Source organism: Cyanobium sp. Lug-B (assembly GCF_024345635.1).
Classification (GTDB): Bacteria; Cyanobacteriota; Cyanobacteriia; order PCC-6307; family Cyanobiaceae; genus Cyanobium; species Cyanobium minutissimum.
In genome coordinates, this window is sequence record NZ_JAGQBM010000005.1 from 31,719 (window position 1) to 54,092 (window position 22,374).

Genomic DNA, 22,374 nt, shown 5'->3' on the forward strand with positions numbered 1-22,374 from the left:
TAGGCAGCGCCCGGTTCAGCGCTGCGGACGCCCCAGCAGAAACACCACCGCCATCGCCAGATAGCCCAGGGCCCAGGGGGTGCCGCTGCCCCAGCCGGGGTCGAGAACCGTGTCGGCCAGGGTGAAGCTCCAGGCATGGATCAGGCCCAGCCAGGAGGCGGCGGCGGCCACCAGGGCGCAGAGGGCGGCGGCGCGGAAGCGCTGCTCGATCACGTACACCAGCATCGCCGCCAGCAGCATGGCCGCCAGGATCTGGCCCTGCTCGAGGGCGAAGGCGCCGGCGGCCCACACATCCGCCTGCTGCAGGGGCAGCAGCAGCTGGGGACCGAAGGGGTTGGCCGGGGTGCCGCTGCCCCCGGCCCGCAGCCCCGCCTTCAGCATCAGGGCCCCCCAGCCCGCCAGGCCGGGCAACAGCCCCAGGGCCACGGCGGGGGCATGGGCGGGGGGTGTGGCCTGGAAGGCCTGGGCCGCCATCACCAGGGCGATGTAGAGCACGATCGCCATACCGGCCTCGATCGGCACCAGCTGGCCCACCACCCCGAACAGTCCCAGCAGACAGCCCAGGCCCATCACCAGCCCGTTGAGCCAGGAGTAGCCGATGCGGGCGCCCATGCCCTTCCAGCCCGGGTGGCCGATGTAGATGGTGGTGGGGAAGCAGGAGCCCAGAACGGCGGCGGCGACCGTGCCGATGCCGTTGATCACCAGGGAGCTCTTCACCGGGTAAGCGTCGCCGGCCGCCTCGGCGCTCTCCAGGTTCTGCAGTGACGCCAGCAGGTTGAACAGACCCATCGGCACCGTCACCCCCAGCCAGGGCAGCAGGTCATCGCGACCCTCCCAGAGGGCACCGAGGCGGGGCACGGGCAGGTGCAGGCCCACCTGGGCGAGGTTGGCCTGCCAGGTGGGGCCGTCCAGCCGCAGCAGACCCGTGGCCGCGGCCAGGACGATGCCCACCAGCACCGCCAGCAGGCCACCCGGCAGGGGCAGCCGCGCCTGGCCGAAGTAGGCCAGCAGGATCACCGCCAGCACCGCCAGTCCCACAACGGGGACGGCGTAGGTGCGCAGCAGGAACCCCAGGCCGATGTAGCCCAGGGCGATGCCGGCCAGGGTGGAGAGCAGGGCCGCCCGGGGCAGCCAGCGGCGCAGGGGGGCCACCAGGAAGGCGCCCCCCGCCTCGATCAGTCCCGACCCCAGGCAGGCCAGCAGGCCGGCGCGCCAGGAGAGCAGGGAGGCGGCCTGGGGGTCCAGGCCCTGGCCGGTGGCCGCCAGCTTCACCGGCAGCATCACCAGGAACACGTAGGCGAACAGGCTGACCGTGTTGATGCCGTAGGGCAGGGCGGTGCGGTCGTCGCGCCCCTCGCGCCGCCCCAGCCGGTGGGCCTGAACGGCGTAGGCCACGTTGCCCACCACCAGGCTGAAGCCCGTGGCCGGCAGGATCGTGCCGAAGATCAGGCCATCGGGATACCCCAGCACGCCGCGGCAGAGGGCCACGATCAGCAGGATCTGGATCAGGTTGTCGAGGCCCAGGCCCAGGAAGCCGTCCAGGTCGCCGCGCACCCACCAGCGGGGGGAGGCTCCGGTGCTCTCAGCCACGGGGCAGCCCCGCCGGCACCCGATCCGGAAACAGCACCCCATCGAGGTGGTCGCACTCGTGCTGCACCACCCGGGCGTGGAAGCCCTCCACCTCCCGCTCGAAGGGTTGCCCCCGGCCGTCGAAGCCGCGGTAACGCAGGCGGCGCCAGCGGGGCACCCGGGCCCGCCAGCCGGGCACACTCAGGCAGCCCTCCCAGGCGTCGTCGTCCCGGTCGTCGCCGAGGGGCGTGAGCACCGGATTGATCAGCACCGTCTCCGGGATCGGGGGCGCCTCCGGGTAGCGGGGGTTGCGGGTGACGCCGAAGATCACCACCCGCAGGGGCACACCGATCTGGGGGGCGGCCAGACCGGCCCCCGCGTTGGCGGCCATGGTGTCGCGCAGGTCGTCGAGCAGGGCCGGCAGGCCGGGGTCGTCGAAGCATTCCACCGGCGCACTCACCTGGCGCAGGCGCGGATCGCCGATGGTCAGCACGTCACGGACGGCCATGGGCGCCTCAGGATCGGTCCCACTGTGCCGCCTTCCGGCCGCCCCGTCCGTACCATCCGCTCATGACGCTGCGATCGGCGGTTCCATGGCCGTGAGCTCCCTGCGGGTGGCGGTGCTCTGCTGCGACGGCCTCTACCAGCGCCACCTGGTGCGGCGGGCCGCCGAGGACTTCACCTTGGTGGGCGTGGTGCTGCAGGTGTCGCCACCGGCCAGCCGCAGCCTGCTCTCCCGGCTGGCCAAATACCGCCGGCCCCTGCGGCTGCTGCGCCAGCTGATCGCCCGGGTGCTGCTGCGGCCCCACGACCGCCGCGGCGCGGCCCTGCAGCGCCAGCTGTTCCATCACGGCGGCGCCCCGCCCGAGCTGCCGTCCGAGGTGCCGGTGCTGGTGACCGCCGCCATCAACGAGGAGCGCACCGCCGACTTCCTGCGCCAGGTGGCCCCCGACATCGTCCTGGTGAACGGCACCCAGCTGCTGCGCCAGCCGTTGCTGGAGCTGATCCCCGCCATCCGCCACGGCCTCATCAACCTGCACACCGGGCTGTCGCCCTACTCCCGCGGCGCCAACTGCAACCTCTACATGCTCATGGAGGGACATCCGGAGCTGGTGGGGGTGACGGTCCACCACATCGACCCCGGCATCGACAGCGGCGACATCATCCTGTCGGCCCACGTGCCGATGCAGCCCAACGACAACGTCGAGACCATCGAGGTACGCAGCTTCCAGGTGGGCATCGAGCTGCTGATCGAGGCAGCCCACCGGCTCGAGGCCGGCACCGCGCCGCGGGTGCCCCAGTGGGAGAAGGGCAAGCTGTTCCTGCGGCGCACCGGCTACGTCTACGAGCCCTGGCAGCGGCTGATGGCCAACCGCCGCATCGCCCGGGGCCTGGTGCGCGACTACCTGGCCGACCAGGCGCGCCGCGACGGGGCCGTGCGAGTGGTGCGGGGGGAGCAGCCATGAGCCGCCTGGGGCGGGCGGCCAACCGGGCGGCGGACCTGCTGTTCCTGCCGCCGCTGGATCGCCTCTGGCTGCGGCGCCTGCGGGGAAAGGTGCTGTGTCTGCTGTACCACCGGGTGGACGAGCCGGGCCGGGAGCCCTTCCTCGACCGCTTCGGGGTGCCGCCGATTCCCCCCAAGGAGCTGGCCGCCGAGCTGGGCGTCCTGCGGCGCCGCGGCGCCCGCTTCCTCACCTACGCCGACCTGCGGGCCGGCCGCTTCCCCACGGACTCCGAGTTCGGGGTGATCGTCAGCTTCGATGACGGTCTGCGCTGCAACTACGAGCAGGGAATGGACGTGCTGCGGAGCCTGGGGATCCCGGCGGTGTTCTTCCAGTCCACGGCGATGCACGCCGCCGGGGAGCTGGTCTGGGAGCACGCCCTCTACTGGTATGGCGCCCATCCCCGCCTGGCGCCCCGGCTGGCGGAACTGGCCCGGCAGCGGCTGGATCTGCCGGCCGATCTGGAGGGCGCGGCCCTGATCGCCCGGCTGCGGGATGGCACCCCCGTGGTGCGGGTGCGGGAGCTGCTGGCGGAGCTGGCGGAGCGTTTTGACACGGCCGGCGCACTGGCGGCAGCGGCCGCTCGCCTCTACCCCGGCGCCGACCACCTGCGCCGGGCCCGGGAGGCCGGCCATGAGCTGGGCAGCCACGGCCACCACCACGTGCCCCGCTGCAACATCAGCCCGGAGGCGTTCGAAGAGGAGCTGATCCGCTCGGCCGCCGCGCTCGAGCAGGTGCTGGGGGAGCCCCCCCGGGCCTTCTCCTACCCCTTCAACAGCCATCTGCCCGGCGACGGGGAGATCTGCGGCCGCCACTACCTCCAGGTGGCCACCGTCGACGCCGCCCTGATCACACCCGCCACCCCGGCCCTGGCCCTGCCCCGCTTCACCTGGCCGGGGCCCCACGCCAACCCGCTGCGCCGCCGCCGCTGGCTCTGCACCGGAACACTGGCCTGGCCGGGGAGATAGGGTCTGGATTCCTTCCACGTTGCGATGGCCTGGCCCCTGGCCGTGTTCGACGGGACCATCAGCCTCACCACCCTGGAATCCCTCCTCCACGACTGGGGGTACTGGGTGGTGTTCGTCGCCATGCTGCTGGAGAACGCCGGCGTGCCCCTGCCCGGGGAAACGGTGACCCTGCTGGCGGGCTATGCGGCCGGCAGCGGCCAGCTGCAGGTGCTCGGGGTGATGGGGGCGGCGGCCGGCGGAGCGATCCTGGGGGACAACATCGGCTACTGGGTGGGCCGCCGGGCGGGCTGGGGACTGCTGCTGCGGGCCGGACGGCTGCTGGGCCGGACCCCGGAGCAGATGGAGGCCCTGCGGGAGCGGTTCCTGCGCCATGCCGGCAAGTCGGTCCTGCTGGGCCGGTTCGTGGCGGTGCTGCGGGTGCTGGCCGGCCCCATCGCCGGGGCGGTGCGCATGCCGTACCGCCGCTTCCTGCTGTTCAACATGCTGGGGGCCGTGCTCTGGGCCTCGACGATGGTGGGCCTGGCCTGGCTCGGCGGCCGCTGGATTCCCTTCGATCAGATGGTGAAGGGGGTCGTCGAGTTCGGCCTCGGGGCCCTGGTGCTGCTGGTGATCGTGCTGGTGGTGCCGAAACTGGTGGCCCGGTTCGAGGAGAGGGCCCTGGAGGGCAAGGGCGAGGAGCCTCCCGCCTGAGCGCCCGCGGGGCCGACGCTGCCTAGAGCCCGAAGTGGCGGCAGATCAGCCAGGGCACCACCAGGGCCAGGAGGATCGAGAGCGGGGCCCCGTAGCGGGGCATGTCGAGGAAGCGGTACCGACCCGGACCGAACACCATCAGGTTGGTCTGGTAGCCGATCGGGGTGAGGAAGCTCTGGCTGGCGGCGAAGGTGATCGCGAAGATGAAGGCCATCGGCGGCATCGCCAGCCCCTTGGCCAGTTCGGTGGCGATCGGGATCAGCAGCACCACCGTGGTGCCGTTGCTGAGGGCCTCGGTGAAGGCCTGGCCCAGGACGAACACCACCAGCAGCACCCCATAGGCGGGCCAGCCCCTGAGGGACTGCAGCAGGTCTGTGGCCAGGGCCTCGGCCAGGCCGGTCTTCTGCATCGCCACGCTGAAGCAGGAGAGGGAGCCCAGCAGCAGGATCACGTCCCAGCGGATCGAGCGCAGCAGCTCGCCGGAACGCAGGCAGCCCGTGGCCACCATCGCCACCATCGCCAGCAGCACCGCGGCCATCAGCGGCAGCAGTTTGAGCATCGGCAGCAGGATCATCAGGGCCGCGATCACCATGCCGACGAGCTTGCGATCGGTGGTGGGCAGGTCCTTCTCGAGCTCGTCGAGCAGCACCAGATCGTTGTTGGCCTGCAGGCCGCGGATGGCATCCACCGGGGCCTGCAGCAGCAGCACGTCGCCGGCCTGGAGCACCACCCGGCCCAGCAGCTCCCGCAGCACCTGGTTGCCCCGCCGCACCGCCAGCAGGGTGGCGTTGTAGCGCTGGCGGAAGCGCATGTCCCGCACACTGGCGCCCGCCAGGGTGGAGCCGTTGGGCAGCAGCACCTCCACCACCCGCTGGGGGGAGGTGGTCTCGCCGGAGAGCTCCCGCAGATCCTCCTCCTGCTCGCCGATCGGCGCCAGGGTGACGGTGTGCTCCTGCTGGAGGCGCAGCAGGTTGTCCCGGTTGCAGCGCAGCAGCAGCCGGTCGCCCGCCTGCAGGGGCAGGTCGGCCAGGGGGGCGCTGAAGCTGTCCTGGCCCCGGTGCAGCTCCAGGACGTCCACGTCGAAGCGGCGCTGCAGGCGGCTGTTGTGCAGGGACTGGCCGATCAGCTCGGACTGCTCCGGGATCAGCACGTCGGTGAGGTAGCCGTCCCGGGCGAGGCCCCCCAGCAGGTCCTCGTCCCCCTGGCCACGGTCCGGCAGCAGCCGGTCGGAGACGGTGAGCATGTACAGCCCCCCCAGCAACCACACGGGGATGCCGATGGCCGTGAAGCTGAACAGCTCCAGGGAGCCGAAGCCCAGCTGGCGGCTCACATCGCTGGCCAGCAGGTTGGTGGAGGTGCCGAGCAGGGAGATGGTGCCGCCCAGCACGGTGGCGAACGACAGGGGCAGCAGCACCTTGGAGGGGGAGACGCCGCGGCGGTGGCACCAGCCCTCGATCACCGGCAGCAGGGTGGCCACGATCGGGGTGTTGGGGATGAAGCCGGAGATGGGGGCCACCACCCCCACCATCAGGGCGATCATCCGCCGGGGGCTGCGGACCGCCTCGGATCCGATCAGGGCCCGGAGCCGATCCAGGCCACCGCTGCGGAACAGCCCGGCGGAAACGGCGAACAGGCCCATCAGGGTGATCAGGGCAGGGCTGCCGAAGCCCTGCACCGCCTCATCGGGCTTGAGCACCCGGAAGCTGACCAACAGGGCGGCCGCCAGCAGGCCGGTGACCTCCGGGGCGAGCCAGCCGGTGACGAACAGCACCATCGCCCCGACGAACACCGCCAGCGTGATCAGTCCGGCCGGTGTGGCGGCGACCGTGAGGAACGCTTGCATCGGCACGTTCAGAGGTAGAAGCCGACCGTAGTGACGACCCGGGTGCCGCGCTCGCGCAGGGCGCGGCGCAGGCGGATCGTCGACTGGTTGTGCAGCAGGTTCTCCCAGCGGCGGCGGGTGACGAACACCGGCAGCACGACCACGCAGAAGGACCGGTGGTCCTTGTGGTGCTGCTGCTCGAAGCCCACCACGAAGCGGGTCACCGGGTCCACCAGGGAGCGGTAGGGGGAGGGCAGCACCTCCAGGGGCACCTCCGGCAGCTGGCGGCTCCACTGTTCACGGAAGGCCTCCCCCTGGTCGCCGGCGAGATCCACGTGCACCGCCACCAGGTCACTGGCGATGCTCCGGGCGAAGCAGAGGGCCTCGTAACTGCCCCGGTGCAGCTGGCCCACCAGCACCACCGTGGGGGTGCCGCCACCGGGCGGGGGGGGAGGCGGCAGGGTCAGGCGCCCGTCGGAGGCCATCTGCAGGCGCCGGGCGACGTGGTCGTAGTGGCTGCGGATGTGCCGGTACAGCATCACCAGCAGGGGGATGGCCAGCACCACCACCCAGGCCCCCTGGGTGAACTTGCTGATCAGCAGCACCGCCCCCACCACGGCGGTGATCAGCGCCCCCACCCCGTTGACCAGGGCCCGGGTGCGCCAGCCCCGATCCCGCAGCCTCCACCAGTGCATCACCATCCCGGCCTGGGAGAGGGTGAAGCTGATGAACACCCCCACGGCATAGAGGGGGATCAGGCGGCTGACGCTGCCTTCCACCAGCACCAGCAGCAGGCCCGCCAGGGCGCTGAGGGCCAGGATGCCGTTGCTGAACACCAGCCGGTCGCCGAGGGAGGTGAGCTGGCGGGGCAGGAAGCCGTCCTGGGCCAGAAAGGCCGCCAGCCGCGGGAAGTCCGCGAAGGCTGTGTTGGCGGCCAGCAGCAGGATCAGCAGCGTTGCCAGCTGCAGCACGAACAGCAACGGGCCGTCCCCGAAGATCCGCTCCCCCAGCTGGTACAGAAGCGTCGGGCCGTTGTCCTCCACCACCAGACCGCTCTGGCTGGCCAGGACGCTGATGCCGCTGAACATCACGGCCAGCATCAGCACCATCACCACCAGCACCCGGCGGGCGTTGCGCCACTCCACGGGTCGGAACGCGGCGACGCTGTCGCTGATCGCCTCGATGCCGGTGAGCGCAGCGCAGCCGGAGCTGAAGGCCCGCATCAGCAGCAGGGGGCCGATGGCCTGCAGCCCCTGGCGGCCCTGGTGGGCGGCCTCCAGCAGCCGCTGCTGCTCCGCCACCGGCAGGGGTGGCAGCTGGCCCAGGCCGGACTTGACCGCCCCGGCCACCAGCAGGGTGACGACGGCGGCCATGAACAGGTAGGTGGGCACGCTCAGGAACCGGGCGCTGGAGCTCACGCCGCGCAGGTTGGCGAGCATCACCAGCAGGACCGCCAGCAGGCAGAGGGGCACCCGCTCGGGGTCCAGCGCCGGAACGTAGGAGGTGAGGGCGGCGATGCCGGCGGCCACGCTCACCGCCACCGTGAGCACGTAGTCGATCGATAGCGAGGCCCCGGCCACCAGACCCGGCGTCTGCCCGAGGTTCTGCTGGGAGACCCGGTAGGAGCCGCCCCCGTGGGGGTAGGCCTTGATCGTCTGCCGGTAGCTGCTGGCCACCACCAGCATCAGCGCCACGATCAGGGCCGTGATCGGCAGGGTGAAGCCCAGGGCCGCCGCCCCGCCCATCCCCAGCACGAGCACGATTTCCTGGGTCGCATAGGCCACCGAGGAGAGGGCATCGGAGCTGAGGATCGCCAGGGCCTCGGCGTTGCTGTACCGCTCCTCGTGGTGGGCGCTGGTGGGCAGGGGAGTGCCGATGAGCCGGCGCCGCAGGTTGTCGAGGCGGGGCATGCGACGTCGACTCGGCCGTGGGATGCCTTAGGACGCTAGAGGCCGTGGTCCAAGCCGTCCTGGGCGCGCCGAACCGTCCGCCGTCCCCCTGGGTCGATCCGTGCGATGGCACAACCCACCCTGCTCAGCACCCTCCTGATCCTGCTGCTGGGCGTGCTGCTGGCCCGCCTCTCGGAGGGCTGGATGGCCCGGCTGGCCGTGCCCGCGATCGTCATCGAGCTGGTGCTGGGGTTCGTCCTCGGCAACACGGTGGTGCCGTTCGAGGCGATGGCGCCCCTGAGCGGCCTCACGGAGCTGGGGGTCCTCACCCTGTTCTTCCAGGTGGGCCTGGAGGTGCGCGGCGACCTGCTCCGCTCGCGGCGGGCCGCGATTCTGCGCACGGTGGCGTTGAGCTTCTGCACGCCGCTGCTGGCCTTCTGGCCCCTCAGGACCCTGTTCGACCTCCCCATCCCCACCACCCTCCTCTGCCTGGCGGTGCTGAGTGCCACCGGCACGGGCGTGACCCTGCGGGTCCTCGCCCAGCGGGGTGCCATCCAGACCCCCTCCGGCCGGCTGCTGGTGGGGGTGTCGGTGCTGGATGACCTGCCGGCCATCGGCCTGCTGGCGATCGCCACCGCCAGCGCGGGACTGCAGCTGGGAAGCCAGGGCATCGGCTGGGGGGGGCCACTGCTGGGGCTGCTGCTGGCGGGGCTGAGCTGGCTGGCGGTGACCCACTGGGCCCGCCGCCACAGCCGGCGGCCCACCAGCGCCCTGGCGATCCTGATGCTGCTGATCGGTTCGGCCTGGCTGGGGGAGGCCTGCGGCCTGACCAGCCTGCTCGGCGCCCTCTGGGGCGGGGTGCTGATGGCGCGGCTGGGGTCGGTGGAGGGGGAGGTGCAGCGGGTGCTGACCGTGCTTTCGGAAGTGTTCCTGCCCCTCTATTTCATCAGTGTGGGGATGCGGATCAGCGCCGGCACCCTGCTGCAGCCCGCGGCCTGGAGCCTGGCGGCGGTCCTGATCGTGATGGCGGTGCTGAGCAAGCTGGCCTGCGGCCTGGGCATCGATCGCCACGACCGGCGGGCCGGGGTCGACCGCTGGCTGGTGGTGTTCGGCCTGATCCCGCGGGGACTGCCAGGGCTGGTGTTCGCCACCACGGCCCTGAACCAGGGCCTGATCGATGCCGTGCAGTTCTCGTCCCTGGTGCTGATGGTGACCGTCACCACCGTGGTGGGCCTGCTGCTGCTGGAGCGGCGGCTGGGTCATGTGGCTACCGCTACCGAGGCCGAGAACGGCTGATCGAAGCCATCCCTTGCCGTGACTACTCTTTGAAGAATTCGTGAACGCCTGCTGTTGACCACCTCCCCTGCCGCGAGCCCCTGGCACGCCCTGGCTCCTGAGGCCTGCCTGCAGGCGCTCGAGGCCAGCAGCGATGGTCTGAACACGGCCCAGTGCGCCGAACGGCTGGCCCGGCTGGGGCCCAACCGGCTGGAACTCAAGGCCGGGCGCAGCAACCTGCGCATCCTCTGGGACCAGTTCAGCAACGTGATGCTGATCATGCTGCTGGCGGTGGCGGCGGTGTCCGCAGGGGTGGCCTACGCCGCCCAGCGGTTCCCCAAGGATGCGATCGCCATCGTGCTGATCGTGGGCCTCAACGCCCTGCTGGGCTACCTGCAGGAAAGCCGGGCCCAGCAGGCGCTGCAGGCCCTGCGCGACATGGCCCAGCCCCTGGTGACCGTGCGCCGTGACGGCATCTGGGAGCGGCTGCCGAGCGAGCAGCTGGTCCCCGGGGACCTGATCCGGGTCGAGGCTGGCGATCGGGTGCCCGCCGACGCCCGCCTGCTGGAGGTGGCCGAACTGGGCCTGCGGGAGGCGGCCCTCACGGGTGAGGCCGAAGCGGTGAACAAGCTGGCCGCGTTGGTGCTCGAACCGAGCACGCCGGTCCTGGAGCGCCAGAACTGCCTGTTCCAGGGCACCGAGGTGGTGCGCGGCCGCGGTCTGGCGGTGGTCACCGCCACGGGCATGCAGACCGAACTCGGCAAGATCGCCGAAATGATCAACTCGGCGGGGGGGGAAACCACGCCGCTGCAGGAACGGCTAGACGGCCTGGCCAACGTGCTGGTGGGCTCCGCCCTGGCCCTTGTGGCTGTCGTGGTGCTGCTCGGCTGGCTGCTGGGCCAGCGCCTGCTCGACCTGCTGGAGGTGGCCCTTTCGATGGCGGTGGCGATCGTGCCGGAGGGCCTGCCGGCGGTGATCACCGTGACCCTGGCGATCGGCACCCAGCGGATGGTGCAGCGGGCCGCCTTGATCCGCCGCCTGCCGGCGGTGGAGGCCCTGGGCTCGGTGACGGTGATCTGCACCGACAAGACCGGCACCCTCACCCTCAACCGCCAGGTGGTGCAGGAGCTGCGCAGCGGCACCACGGCCCTGGCGGTCAGCGGCAACGGCTACGACCCCCACGGCGACTTCAGCGCCGCCCAGCTCACCCCACCCGCCGGAGCCGCCGGCGGTCTGGCGCCGGGGGGCCGGAACCTGTTGCTGCAGGCCGGTGTCCTGTGCAGTGACGCCGAGCTCAAGCAGGAACCCGACGGCCGCTGGGAGATCCTCGGTGATCCCACCGAAGGGGCCCTGGTGGTGGCGGCTGCCAAGGCCGATCTCGATGGCTTCGCCCTGCGCAGCCACTACAAGCGGGAGGCGGAGATCCCCTTCAGCTCCGAGCGCCAGCTGATGGCCGTCTGGGTGCAGGACAGCGAGGGCACCCTGCAGGCGCCCCTGGGGGCCAGTGCCGCCGGGTCGGCCACCCTGATGATCAGCAAGGGGGCCCCGGAGGTGATCCTCGGCACCTGCGACCGCTGGCTGGATGGCTCCGGCGTGGCGGCCCTCAGCGAGGAGCAGCGCCAGTGGTGGCTGGAGCAGGCCCGGGACCTGGCCGCCGCCGGCCTGCGGGTGCTGGCTTTCGCCTGCGCGCCCCACCACCGAAGCCCCGAGCAGGAACTGGAGCACCAGGTGCTGCTGGGGCTGATGGCCCAGCTGGATCCCGCCCGCCCCGAGGTGGCCCTGGCGGTCTCCCGCTGCCGGGAGGCCGGGATCCGGCCGGTGATGATCACCGGCGACCATCCCCTCACGGCCCGGGCGATCGGCGTCAACATCGGCCTGGTGGACAACACGGCCGAGGTGGTGCTCGGCCGCCAGCTGGAGGAGGCCGATGCCGGCGAGCTGGCCGCGATCGTGGGCCGCTGCAACATCTACGCCCGGGTGGCGCCGGAGCAGAAGCTGCGCATCGTCAAGGCCCTCCAGGGCCTGGGGCAGATTGTCGCCATGACGGGCGACGGCGTCAACGACGCCCCGGCCCTGAAGCAGGCCCACATCGGCGTGGCCATGGGCATCACCGGCACCGAGGTGAGCAAGGAGGCCTCCGACATGGTCCTGCTTGACGACAACTTCGCCACGATCGTCAATGCGGTGGAGCAGGGCCGGCTGGTGTACGCCAACATCCGCCGCTTCATCAAGTACATCCTCGGCAGCAACGTCGGCGAGCTGATCACCATCGCCTCGGCTCCGCTGCTGGGCCTGGTGGGGGTGCCGATGACGCCGATCCAGATCCTCTGGATGAACCTGGTCACCGACGGGGTGCCTGCCCTCGCCCTGGCCCTGGAGCCCGGCGAAGCCGGCCTGATGCAGCGGCCCCCCGCCGAGCCCGGCGAATCGATTTTCGCCCGCGGCGTCGGCAGCTACATCCTGCGCATCGGCGTCGTGTTCGCCGCCATCACGATCACGATGATGGTGCTGGCCTCCCGGGCCGGTGCCCCCTGGAAGACGATGGTCTTCACGATGCTGTGCCTGGCCCAGATGGGCCACGCTCTGGCGGCCCGCAGTGAGCGTCCCTTGGTGCAGGTGGCCCCATTCACCAACCCCTGGCTGCTGGGGGCGGTGGTGTTCACCACCCTGCTGCAGTTGTCCCTGCTCTACGTGCCGGTGCTGGCCACATTCTTCGGCACCGTTCCCCTCTCGGCCCGCGACCTGGGCATCTGCGTGGGGTTCAGTCTGGTGTTCTTCCTCTACCTCGAACTGGAGAAGGTGTGGCGCCTGTGGCGCCGGCGTCGCAGCGCCGACGCCTGAGCCCAGAGCCGCCCCCGGCCGACTGATAACAACCTCTTGATGAACCCATAGGGCTTTCCTTCCTGGAAAGCCCACCGCCAGCGGCCTGGGATCTTAGTGTTCGCCACCACGCGGGCCATCTCCGGTCCCGACCGTTCTCCCGCCATGACCCTGTTCTTCGCCCAGACGGCCTGGCTGGTGCCGCTCTACCCCCTGGTGGCGTCCCTGCTGTCGCTGCTCTGGTCCCCGGGGCTGATCTCCCGCACGGGCCCACGCCCCTGCGGCTATCTCAACCTCACCCTGGTGAGCGTGGCCTTCGTCCACAGCGCCGCCGCCCTGATGGCGCTGCACTCCAATTCCGCCGCCGGTGCGGCCGCTCTCTACAAGCCCCTCGCCTTCGGCTGGACCTGGCTGGAGACCGCCGGGCTCAAGGTGAGCTTCGACGGCCTGATCACCGAGCCGGCCCTGATCGCGATGACGGTGATCACCGGCCTGCATGTGCTGGTGCAGATCTACGCCATCGGCTATCTGGAGATGGACTGGGGCTGGCCCCGCTTCTTCGGGTCCCTGAGTTTCTTCGAGGCCGGTCTGTGCGCCTTGGTGCTCACGGACTCGCTGTTCTTCAGCTACGTGATCCTCGAGCTGCTCACCCTGGGTACCTACCTGATCGTGGGCACCTGGTACAACCAGCCCCTGGTGGTCAAGGGCGCACGCGATGCGTTCCTCACCAAGCGGATCGGCGACCTCATCCTGCTGGCGGGCCTGATCGCCCTGCTGCCGATCACCGGCACCTGGAACTTCCACGGGCTGCAGGCCTGGGCCGCCGATCAGATCAACAACGGCAACCCCCTTCCCCAGCTTCTGCCGTTGATCCTGCTGGCCCTGATCGCCGGGCCGATGGGCAAATGCGCCCAGATCCCCCTGCACCTCTGGCTCGATGAGGCCATGGAGAGCCCCTTGCCCTCCACCGTGCTCCGTAACTCGGTGGTGGTGGTGGGCGGCGCCTGGGTGCTGCTGCGGCTCGAGCCCCTGATCGAACTGAGCCCCCTGGTGCAGACCGTGCTCGTGATCGTGGGCGGAACCACGGCCCTGGTGGCCTCCCTGATCGCCCTCGCCCAGATCGATGTGAAGCGGGCCCTCTCCTTCCTGGTGAGCAGCTGGCTCGGCCTGCTGTTCGTGGCGGTGGGTCTGGGGGGCATCAGCGTGGCCGATCACCTGATGCTGGTGTATCCCCTGCCGATGGCGCTGCTGTTGATGGTGATCGGCGCCATCGTGATCACCAACGTCACCCAGGACCTCACCCAGCTCGGGGGCCTGTGGAGCAAGCGCCCGCTGATGGGCCTGGCCTTCCTCACAGGCGCCGCCGGCCTGATGGCCTTGCCGCCGTTCGGTGGCTTCGCCGCCCTGCGCGAGCTCATGGAGCTGACGGCCGAGAGCTCCCATCCGGTGCTGCTCGGTTGTCTGGTGCTGTTCACCAATGCCCTGATCAGCGCCGGCCTGATCCGGGTGTTCGGTCTGATCTGGGGCGGGCGTCCGTCGGTGTTCACCACCCGCTCCGCTGAGGTGCTGTGGCTGATGGCCCTGCCCACCTTCGTGCTCATGGGTCTGGTGCTGCACCTGCCACAGCTGATGGTGATCAATGGCGTCTTCGCCCTGTCCCCCCTTCCGGGCTGGGGTCCGCTGGCGGTGCCCCTGCTGATCTCCACCCTCGTGGGCGGCGGCCTCTCGGCGGCGTTTTACCTGCGGCCCCACCCCCTGGCCCATCTGCCCGCCGCCCTCGGCGGCCTGCAGGACTGGCTGGCCCACGACATGCAGACCGAGCGCTTCTACCACCGCACCGTGGTGTGGCTGGTGGTGGCCCTGGCCCGGCTCAGCGCCTGGTCGGATGACCGGCTGATCGATGGCTTCAGTGGAGCCTCCGGCAGTGCCGCCCTCGAGGGAGCCCGTCGCCTCAGCTTCACCACCTCCGGCCGCACCCAGGCCTATGCCCTCACCCTCGTTCTCGGGGTGCTGCTGATGGCCGCCTGGCTGCTGGCCTCCGCCCCTTCCGTTCCGTCCGAACTCGTTCGCCCGTTCCGCTGATGGGATCGTCCTCGCTCCTGCTTCTCCTGGCCGCACCCCTGGCCGGCACCCTGCTGCTGCCCCTGCTGCCGGCAACCGTTCCTTCCGTTCGGGTCCGCGGCATCGCCGCCCTGTTCGGCGCCCTTCAGTTCCTGGTGGGCCTGCTCTGCTGGCAGCACCCCCCCGCCGACCTGCAGCTCTCCTGGCTGCCGAAACTCGGGCTCCGGCTCGATCTCGGTCTGGATGGCCTGTCGCTGCCGCTGGTGCTGCTCACCGCGCTGATCACCTCCCTATCGATCCTTTCGGCAGCGGCGGACCAGTCCCGGCCGCGGCTGTTCTTCTCCCTGATGCTGGCCACCAACCTGGGTGTCGTCACGGGTCTGCTGGCCCGCAACGCCCTGCTGTTCCTGCTGGCCTTCGAGCTGGTGCTGATCCCGATCACCCTGCTGGTGGCGGTCTGGGGGGGCGAGAAACGGGCCGGTGCCGCCGTGCGTTTCCTGCTCTACAGCGCCGTCTCCGGCCTGGCCCTGCTGGCGGCCGTGCTGGCCTTCGCCTGGTTCAATCCCGCCGGTCCGCTCTTCGCTTTCGAGGATCTTCGCGAGGCCCAGTTCTCCCCCACGGCCCAACGCTGGATCCTGGCCCTGCTGCTGCTCTCCTTCGGCCTGAAGCTTCCGGTCTTTCCCCTGCACGGCTGGCAGCCCTTCACCTACGGCCAGGCGCCCACCCCGGTGGTGATGCTGCTGGCGGGCTCCGTCTCCAAGCTGGGCGCCTACGGCCTGCTGCGCTTCGGGGTGGGCTTCCTCCCGGACACCTGGGCCGCCTGGTCACCCTGGATCGCCGCCGCCGGCGCCATCAGCGCGGTGTACGGGGCGCTCAACGCCATCGCCCAGAGCGACATCCGCCGCCTGATGGCCTACAGCTCCCTCGGCCACATGGGCCTGCTGGTGCTTGGGCTCTCGGCCGCCACCCCCCTCAGCCTGCAGGGGGCGGTGGCCCAGATGCTCGCCCACGGCATCATCGTGGCCCTGCTGTTCGCCTGCGTGGGGCTGATTGAACGCAAGACCGGCACCACCGCCATCCCCGAGCTCTCCGGCCTGATGAATCCCCTGCGCGGGCTGCCCTTCACCATGGGCATGCTGCTGCTGGCCATGATGGCGGCCGCCGGCATCCCCGGCCTGGCGGGCTTCCCAGCGGAACTGCTGGTGTTCGAGGGCAGCTGGACCACCTTCCCCCGCGCCACCCTGGTCAGCCTGATCGCCTCGGGCTTCACCGCCGTCTACGCCATCCGCCTCTTCAACAGGGTGGGCTTCGGCCGCCTCGACAACGAGCGAGCCGACTGGACCTCCACCTGCTGGAGCGAGCGGGCGCCGGCCATGGCCCTCGCCGTTCTGGTGATCGCGGCGGGCCTCTGGCCGACGGCCCTCACGGGCTGGAGTGAGACCGAATCCACGGGCCTGGCCCTGCGCACCCAGCCGTTCCTCAGCCGGGATGCCGCCCAGCCCTTCACCCTCGCCGCCGCCGCCTCCCCCCTGGTCGCCGTCACCCTCCCTTCCGCCTCGGAGCTGCGCACCTCATGACACCCCCCACCGCCACGGCCACCGAGACCAACACCGCCCCCCTGATCCCGCCCTCCACCCATCGCTATGCCGATGTGATCCACCGGCTGGAGGCCGGCGGCTCGATGCTGCCGGACACGCCGGAGAACCTGATGCAGATCATCGGCATCTACAAGGCCTATGCCGTGCCGATGGACTTCTACTGGCGCGACCTGCTCTACATCGCCGAGCAGGTGTTCCTCGATCCCCTGCCGGCCTTCAAGTACTTTCCCAGCCAGGAGTACCTCGATCTCCCCAATTCCTACGCCGGCGACCAGTCGAAGCTGCGGATCTGGCGTGGTGGTGAAAAGGCCCATCCTGAACTGCTGGCGTTCATGGAGAAGGGCGAAACCGGCAAGATGTCGAAGCTGCTCCATCATCTCTGGCACGACCGGATCAACATGGAGTTCGCCGAGGCGTGCATGGAGGCCATGCTCTGGCACCAGGGCATGGGCGGCCGCTTCTACGACTATCTCGCCAGTGACGCTTACCGGGTCAACGCCGATCGCGCCATCAAGGCCTACTTCCGCGGTAATCCGCTGATGCTCGGCCTCTATCGCCTGTTCCCTGAGATGTTCATGGAGCAGGTGAAGAAGATGAGCTACTACGCCAACCTCGGCCTGTTCTGGGAGGTGATGGCGCCGGTGTTCTTCGAGATGAGCGACATCTACGACGAGGGTGGTTTCAAGGGTGTTCCCGACGCCATGAACTTCCTGGTCAACGGCATCTTCGCCGTAGCGGGCCGGCCCATCTATCACCACGTGTTCATCAAGGGCGAGTGTTTCGAGATCATCCCCAAGAGCGAAGGCTTCACCTGGCTCTATGAAGCGGCTCTCCCCTACGTGGAGGCGGTCTTCTATCGCACGGCGCCATTTCGCGGCACCAAGAGCTACAACGCCCAGGCCTATCAGGTGCCTGCCGATCAGGCCGATTTCCACTACGGCATCCTCTATGCCGACGTGTTTCCCGTGGGCTCGGCCGGCATTCCGCCCACCCTGCTGATGCAGGACATGCTCCACTTCCTGCCCCCCTATCTGGAGGAGCTCTACAAACAGCACAAGCGTGGGGATGAGGACAAGCTCATCCAGCTGGGGATCACCTTCCAGCGCTCCATGTACAACGTCACCTCGGCGGTGATCCAGGCCCTGCGCTGTGCCCTGCTCTATCCCCTCGATGACACCGACCCCGTGCATCTGATGGCCAACCGGAAGTTCTTCGAGGCCCAGATGGACCGCTTCCTGCGGCCCGAGGCGCGCCTGCCCCAGATCCAGACCCAGGACTACCGCTAGGAGACCCATGGCCAACATCATCGAAACCGCCAAGGGGGCCGGCTGCTTCGCCACCCTGCTCACCGCCGTCGAGGTGGCCGGGCTCACCGGCGCCCTGGAGAGCCCCGGCCCCTTCACGGTCTTCGCCCCCGTCGACGACGCCTTCGCCGCCCTGCCCCCCGGCACGGTCCAGACCCTGGTGGACAACGTCCCCCAGCTGGCCCGAATCCTCAAATTCCATGTGCTCTCCGGGGCCTACCGGCGGGAGCAGCTGGTGACGCAGCCGGAATGGGAGAGCCTGGAGGGGGCGCCGGTGGCGATCCGCCGGGCGGACCCCTTCGAGGTCAAGAACGCCACCGTGGTGTCCGCCGACATCATCTGCGACAACGGCATCGTGCACGTCATCGACCGGGTGATCCTGCCCGGATGAACGGCGTAGCGCCCGGAGCCCGAAGGCGGTCCATCGGCCCGCTGGCCCTGCGGCTCGGGGCCCTTGGCGGCCTGGTCGCCGGCCTGGTGGGCTGCGCCGCCGGCAACGACGCCCCCGGCAGCCCCACCATGGCCAGGATCCGCGAGCGGGGACGGCTGGTCTGCGCCGTTGATGGAGCGGTGCCCGGGTTCAGCACGGTGGGCTCCGGCGGCGCCTTCGTGGGCATCGACGCCGATTTCTGCCGGGCCGTGGCCGCCGCCGTGCTCGGGGATCCCACCAAGGTGGAGTTCCGGCCGGTGACGGCGGGGGAGCGCTTCGTGGCCCTGAACAGCGGCGAAGTCGACCTGCTCTCGATCAGCTCCACCCACACCCTCAGCCGGGACGCCCCGGGGGGCAATGCCCTCAGCTTCGGCCCGGTGTTCTTCTACGACGGCCAGGGGGTGATGGTGCCGGCGGCCAGCGGCGTCCGCAGCCTGCGACAGCTGGCCGGCAAGCCGATCTGCGTCGAGAGCGGCACCAACACCGAGCTCAACCTGGCCGATCGCATGCGGGAGCTGGGGGTCGCCTACCAGCCGCTGCGCTTCCAGTCGGGTGAGCAGGCCTACCCGGCCTACGAGCAGGGTCGCTGCGCCGCCATCACCAGCGACAGCTCCCTGCTGGCGGCCAAGCGCAGCGGCTTCAAGGAGCCAGCGGCCCACGTGCTGCTCCCCGAGCGGCTCAGCAAGGAGCCCAGCGCCAAGGTGACGATCCAGGCCGATCCGGCCTGGGCCGATGCCGTGCGCTGGATCACCCACACCCTGGTCCAGGCGGAGGAGAGCGGCCTCACCCAGGCCAACGTCGAGGCCCGCCTCGCCGCGGCCCGGCGCGACCCCAGCCAGGCCGAGGCGCGCCGCTTTCTGGGGGTGGAGGGGGATTTCGGCCGCCAGCTGGGCCTGCCCGCCGACTTCACGGTGCGGGTGGTGAAGGCGGTAGGGAACTACGGCGAGCTGTTCGAGCGCCACCTGGGCCGCGCCACCCCCCTGGGCCTGGAGCGGGGCCTCAACCGGCTCTGGAGCGCCGGCGGTCTGCACATCGCGCCCCCCTTCCGCTGAGGAGGTTCCACAGGGCCTACCTGCACCGGCCCGCACCTGCAACAATGCGGCCACCTTTAAGACGCAGGCATGTTCCGGACCCGGACCCGCTCCCTGGTGGTTTCCCTCTGTGCCGCCGGCCTGCTGGCCGGTTGCGCCGGCGATGGTGGCGGCGTGCAGAGCCAGAAGCTCTCCACGATCACGGGGCGGGGCAAGCTGATCTGCGGGGTGGAGGGCAAGCTGCCCGGCTTCAGCTTCGTGGGTCCCGACGGCAAGTACCTGGGCCTTGATGTGGATATCTGCAAGGCGGTGGCCGCCGCGGTGCTGGGGGATCCAGGCAAGGTGGAATACCGCGACCTGAACTCCAGCGAGCGATTCGCTGCCCTGGCCAGCGGCGAGGTCGACCTGCTCTCCCGCAACACCACCATGACCCTGAGCCGCGATGCGGCCGGCGGCAACGGCCTCAGCTTCGCCCCCACCACCTTCTATGACGGCCAGGGGGTGCTGGTGCCCGTGGCCAGCGGCATCAAGGACCTCAAGGGCCTGGCCGGCAAGCCGATCTGCGTCGAGAGCGGCACCACCACCGAGCTGAACCTGGCCGACCGGATGCGGGAGCAGAACATCCCCTACACGCCACTGAAGTTCCAGACCAGCGACCAGACCTTCGCCGCCTACCTCGGCGACCGCTGCGTGGCCGTCACCAGCGACCGCTCCCAGCTGGCGGGCAAGCGCACCAGCTTCCCCAAACCGGACGCCCACACTCTGCTGCCGGTGGTGATGAGCAAGGAGCCCCTCACCCCCGCCACCACCAACGGCGATCCCGCCTGGGCCGATGCGGTGCGCTGGATCGTCTACGGGCTGATGCAGGCCGAGGAGAGCGGCATCACCCAGGCGAACATCGACGCCAAGCTGGCCGAGGCCAAGGCCAACACCAACCAGGCCGACCTGCGCCGCTTCCTGGGGGTGGAGGGTGACTTCGGCAAGCAGCTGGGCCTGCCGCCCGACTTCGTGGTCAAAGCCGTGAAGGCCGTCGGCAACTACGGCGAGATCTTCGATCGCAATGTCGGGCCCGCCTCCGCCCTCAAGCTCGACCGGGGCCTCAACCGCCAGTGGAAGGACGGCGGCCTGATCTACTCGCCGCCCTTCCGTTGATGGCGCCGGTGCCCCCCGCCGACCCGGCCCCTGCCCCACCCGCACCGCCTTCGCCACCCTGGTGGCGCGACCGCCGCATCGTGCCCTGGGTGGTGCAGGCCGTGGTGGGTCTGCTGGTGCTGCTGCTGATCGCCTTCCTGCTGGGCAATCTGGTGCGCAACCTCACCGCCGCCGGCCTGCTGCTGAGCTGGCGCTGGCTGCAGCAGCCCGCCGGCTTCGACATCTCGGAATCGGTGCTTCCGTTCAACGCCCAGCTGCCCTACTGGCGCGCCCTGGCCGCCGGTCTGGTCAACACGATCCGTGCGGTGGTGGTGGGTCTGGTGGGGGCCACCCTGCTGGGCACCCTGGTGGGGATGGCCTCCTTCAGCCACAACGGCCTGCTGCGGCGGCTGGCGCGGGTCTACGTGGAGGTGGTGCGCAACATCCCCCTGCTGCTGCAGCTGGTGTTCTGGTACTTCGTGGTGTTCCTCACCCTGCCCAACGGGGTGGCGGCGATCCAGCTGCCCGGGGTGGTGCTGGCCAAATCGGGCCTCTACATCGCCGGGTTCGGCGACGGGCTGCGCTGGATGGGACCGATGCTGGTCAACGGGGTCTGGCAGGCCCCGGTGCGGCTCAGCGTCGAGTTCGGCGCCCTGATCACCGGCCTGATCGTGTACTCCGGCGCCTTCATCGCCGAGGTGGTGCGGGGCGGCATCGCCGCCGTACCGAAGGGTCAGTGGGAGGCGGCCTCCTCCCTGGGGCTGAGCTGGTTCGCCACCCTGCGCCGCATCGTCCTGCCCCAGTCCCTGCGGGTGATCGTGCCGGGCCTCAACACCCAGTACATCTCCCTGGCCAAGAACTCCTCCCTGGCCGTGGCCGTGGGCTACACCGACCTCTATTCCGTCGCCGAAACCACCCTCAACCAGACCGGACGGGCGGTGGAGGTGATCCTGGTGCTGCTGGCGGCCTACCTCACCCTCGATCTGCTGATCTCGGCCCTGATGAACGGTCTCAACCACCTGGTCCAGATCCGGGAGCGCTGAGATGAACGCCCTGCTGCGCCGCCTGCGCTCCGAACTGTTCGCCACCCCCGCCGACGCGGCGGTGAGCGTGGCCCTGATCACCCTGCTCAGCCTGGGGGCCTTCGGCTTCCTGCGCTGGGCCCTCACCCAGGCCCAGTGGGCGGTGGTGAGGGTGAACAGCACCCTGTTCGCCGTGGGCCGCTACCCGATCGAGCAGCAGTGGCGCCTCTGGCTGCTCACCGCCCTGCTGGTGGCGGCCAGCGGCGCCACCTGGGGCCTGCTGCGCGCCCACCCCCGCCCGGACCGCACCGGGGTGCTGTGGCCGAGCAACGACCGGCTGGCCCTGGGGCTGCTCGCCCTGATCGCCATAGCCGTGCCCTCGGCCCTCGGCCTGACCCTGGCCATCCAGGCCCGCTGGTGGGGGCTCCTCCTGCTGCTGGGCCTCTGCCGCTGGCTCGCCGGTCGCTTCGGGACCCGCCTGTCGCCCACCGGCCGGCGGCTGGCCGCCCTGGTGTGGCCCCTGCTCTACCTGGGGGGCATGGTGCTGATCAGCGGCGGGCTGGGGCTGGTCACCGTGTCCCCGTCGGAATGGGGGGGCCTGCTGCTCACCCTGCTGGCCTCGAGCTTCGCCATCCTGCTGTGCTTCCCGATCGGGGTGCTGCTGGCCCTGGGGCGCCGCAGCGAGCTGCCCCTGCTGCGCTGGGGTTCGGTGGTCTACATCGAGTTCATCCGCGGCGCGCCGCTGATCACCCTGCTGTTCCTCGGCCAGAACATCCTCGGCTTCCTGCTGCCCGGCGGGCTGGCCCCAGAGCGGGTCTGGCGGGCGGCCTGGGTGCTCACCTTCTTCGCCGCCGCCTACCTGGCGGAGGCGGTGCGCTCCGGCCTGGCGGCGGTGCCGCGGGGCCAGCTGGAGGCCGCCCGTTCCCTCGGCCTTTCCTATCCCAAGGCCCTGCAGCATGTGGTGCTGCCCCAGGCCCTGCGGGTGGCCCTGCCGGCCATGGTGGGCCAGTTCATCTCGCTGCTGCAGGACACCACCCTGCTGTCGCTGATCGGATTGCTGGAACTGCTCGGCACGGCCCGCACCGTGATGGCCAACCCCGCTTTCCTGGGGAGAAACGGTGAGGTGTACCTCACCCTGGCGGTGCTGTTCTGGGGCTGCTGTGCCGCCCTCGGTTTGGGCAGCCGGGCCCTGGAGCGCCGCCTCGATCCCCACGCCGTACCCAGCGCCACCTGAGCTGCGTTCCCTTTTCCCTTCTTCTCCG

General features: G+C 70.5%; 17 protein-coding genes. 13 read left to right on the forward strand and 4 right to left on the reverse strand.

What is annotated here, in order from left to right; genetic code table 11:
* Nucleotides 1-15: 15 nt before the first annotated feature.
* Both KBY81_RS02185 and def read right to left on the reverse strand, forming a co-directional pair.
* Nucleotides 16-1,632, reverse strand: coding sequence for an NCS2 family permease (locus KBY81_RS02185; RefSeq protein WP_254975458.1), 1,617 nt, complete (start codon nucleotides 1,630-1,632; stop codon nucleotides 16-18).
* Nucleotides 1,583-2,077 (reverse strand): peptide deformylase, encoded by a 495-nt coding sequence (def, locus tag KBY81_RS02190; RefSeq protein WP_106219824.1) that lies wholly within the window; start codon nucleotides 2,075-2,077, stop codon nucleotides 1,583-1,585. Before def ends, KBY81_RS02185 begins: the two co-directional genes overlap by 50 nt.
* A gap of 85 nt (nucleotides 2,078-2,162) precedes the next feature.
* Here def and KBY81_RS02195 point away from each other — a divergent pair, with 85 nt between their 5' ends.
* Genes KBY81_RS02195 through KBY81_RS02205 form a run of 3 tightly spaced genes read left to right on the forward strand, consistent with a single transcriptional unit; the run spans nucleotide 2,163 to nucleotide 4,729 of the window.
* The gene (locus KBY81_RS02195; protein ID WP_254975459.1) at nucleotides 2,163-3,035 is read left to right on the forward strand and encodes a formyl transferase; all 873 of its coding nucleotides are present in this window, start codon (nucleotides 2,163-2,165) and stop codon (nucleotides 3,033-3,035) included.
* Nucleotides 3,032-4,039 carry a polysaccharide deacetylase family protein gene (locus KBY81_RS02200; RefSeq protein WP_254975460.1) on the forward strand — a complete coding sequence of 336 codons (1,008 nt, stop codon included), beginning with the start codon at nucleotides 3,032-3,034 and terminating at the stop codon, nucleotides 4,037-4,039. Before KBY81_RS02195 ends, KBY81_RS02200 begins: the two co-directional genes overlap by 4 nt.
* A 24-nt stretch (nucleotides 4,040-4,063) precedes the next feature.
* The gene (locus tag KBY81_RS02205; RefSeq protein WP_254975461.1) at nucleotides 4,064-4,729 is read left to right on the forward strand and encodes a DedA family protein; all 666 of its coding nucleotides are present in this window, start codon (nucleotides 4,064-4,066) and stop codon (nucleotides 4,727-4,729) included.
* 22 nt (nucleotides 4,730-4,751) lie between these two features.
* Here the strand turns inward: KBY81_RS02205 and KBY81_RS02210 are convergent, their stop codons facing one another.
* The gene (locus tag KBY81_RS02210; RefSeq protein ID WP_106219820.1) at nucleotides 4,752-6,572 is read right to left on the reverse strand and encodes an SLC13 family permease; all 1,821 of its coding nucleotides are present in this window, start codon (nucleotides 6,570-6,572) and stop codon (nucleotides 4,752-4,754) included.
* An 8-nt stretch (nucleotides 6,573-6,580) separates the two neighbouring features.
* Nucleotides 6,581-8,461 (reverse strand): APC family permease, encoded by a 1,881-nt coding sequence (locus KBY81_RS02215; RefSeq protein WP_254975462.1) that lies wholly within the window; start codon nucleotides 8,459-8,461, stop codon nucleotides 6,581-6,583.
* A gap of 105 nt (nucleotides 8,462-8,566) precedes the next feature.
* On the opposite strand from KBY81_RS02215, the gene KBY81_RS02220 reads away from it, so the two are divergent.
* The 10 genes from KBY81_RS02220 to KBY81_RS02265 all read left to right on the forward strand — a co-directional run bounded on the left by KBY81_RS02220 (nucleotide 8,567) and on the right by KBY81_RS02265 (nucleotide 22,346).
* A complete protein-coding gene (locus tag KBY81_RS02220) occupies nucleotides 8,567-9,736 on the forward strand; it encodes a cation:proton antiporter (RefSeq protein ID WP_254975463.1) in 1,170 nt (389 codons plus the stop codon).
* A gap of 54 nt (nucleotides 9,737-9,790) precedes the next feature.
* Entirely contained in the window at nucleotides 9,791-12,556 is a 2,766-nt protein-coding gene (locus KBY81_RS02225) for a cation-transporting P-type ATPase (RefSeq protein WP_254975464.1), read from the forward strand.
* A 144-nt stretch (nucleotides 12,557-12,700) separates the two neighbouring features.
* Nucleotides 12,701-14,617, forward strand: a complete 1,917-nt coding sequence (locus KBY81_RS02230; protein WP_254975483.1) for an NAD(P)H-quinone oxidoreductase subunit F — start codon at nucleotides 12,701-12,703, stop codon at nucleotides 14,615-14,617.
* On the forward strand, nucleotides 14,617-16,173 hold the full coding sequence (locus KBY81_RS02235; protein ID WP_254975465.1) for an NADH-quinone oxidoreductase subunit M: 1,557 nt from the start codon (nucleotides 14,617-14,619) through the stop codon (nucleotides 16,171-16,173). The genes KBY81_RS02230 and KBY81_RS02235 overlap by 1 nt, the downstream gene beginning before the upstream one ends.
* Entirely contained in the window at nucleotides 16,170-17,480 is a 1,311-nt protein-coding gene (locus KBY81_RS02240; RefSeq protein ID WP_254975466.1) for a CO2 hydration protein, read from the forward strand. The genes KBY81_RS02235 and KBY81_RS02240 overlap by 4 nt, the downstream gene beginning before the upstream one ends.
* A gap of 7 nt (nucleotides 17,481-17,487) precedes the next feature.
* Nucleotides 17,488-17,889: a fasciclin domain-containing protein gene (locus KBY81_RS02245; RefSeq protein WP_254975467.1), complete on the forward strand. Its 402-nt coding sequence runs from the start codon at nucleotides 17,488-17,490 to the stop codon at nucleotides 17,887-17,889.
* Nucleotides 17,886-18,980 carry an amino acid ABC transporter substrate-binding protein gene (locus KBY81_RS02250; protein ID WP_254975468.1) on the forward strand — a complete coding sequence of 365 codons (1,095 nt, stop codon included), beginning with the start codon at nucleotides 17,886-17,888 and terminating at the stop codon, nucleotides 18,978-18,980. The genes KBY81_RS02245 and KBY81_RS02250 overlap by 4 nt, the downstream gene beginning before the upstream one ends.
* 69 nt (nucleotides 18,981-19,049) lie before the next feature.
* Nucleotides 19,050-20,111 carry an amino acid ABC transporter substrate-binding protein gene (locus KBY81_RS02255; protein WP_254975469.1) on the forward strand — a complete coding sequence of 354 codons (1,062 nt, stop codon included), beginning with the start codon at nucleotides 19,050-19,052 and terminating at the stop codon, nucleotides 20,109-20,111.
* Nucleotides 20,111-21,133: an ABC transporter permease subunit gene (locus KBY81_RS02260; RefSeq protein WP_106219812.1), complete on the forward strand. Its 1,023-nt coding sequence runs from the start codon at nucleotides 20,111-20,113 to the stop codon at nucleotides 21,131-21,133. Before KBY81_RS02255 ends, KBY81_RS02260 begins: the two co-directional genes overlap by 1 nt.
* A gap of 1 nt (nucleotide 21,134) precedes the next feature.
* Nucleotides 21,135-22,346 (forward strand): amino acid ABC transporter permease, encoded by a 1,212-nt coding sequence (locus KBY81_RS02265; protein WP_254975470.1) that lies wholly within the window; start codon nucleotides 21,135-21,137, stop codon nucleotides 22,344-22,346.
* Nucleotides 22,347-22,374: the final 28 nt, after the last annotated feature.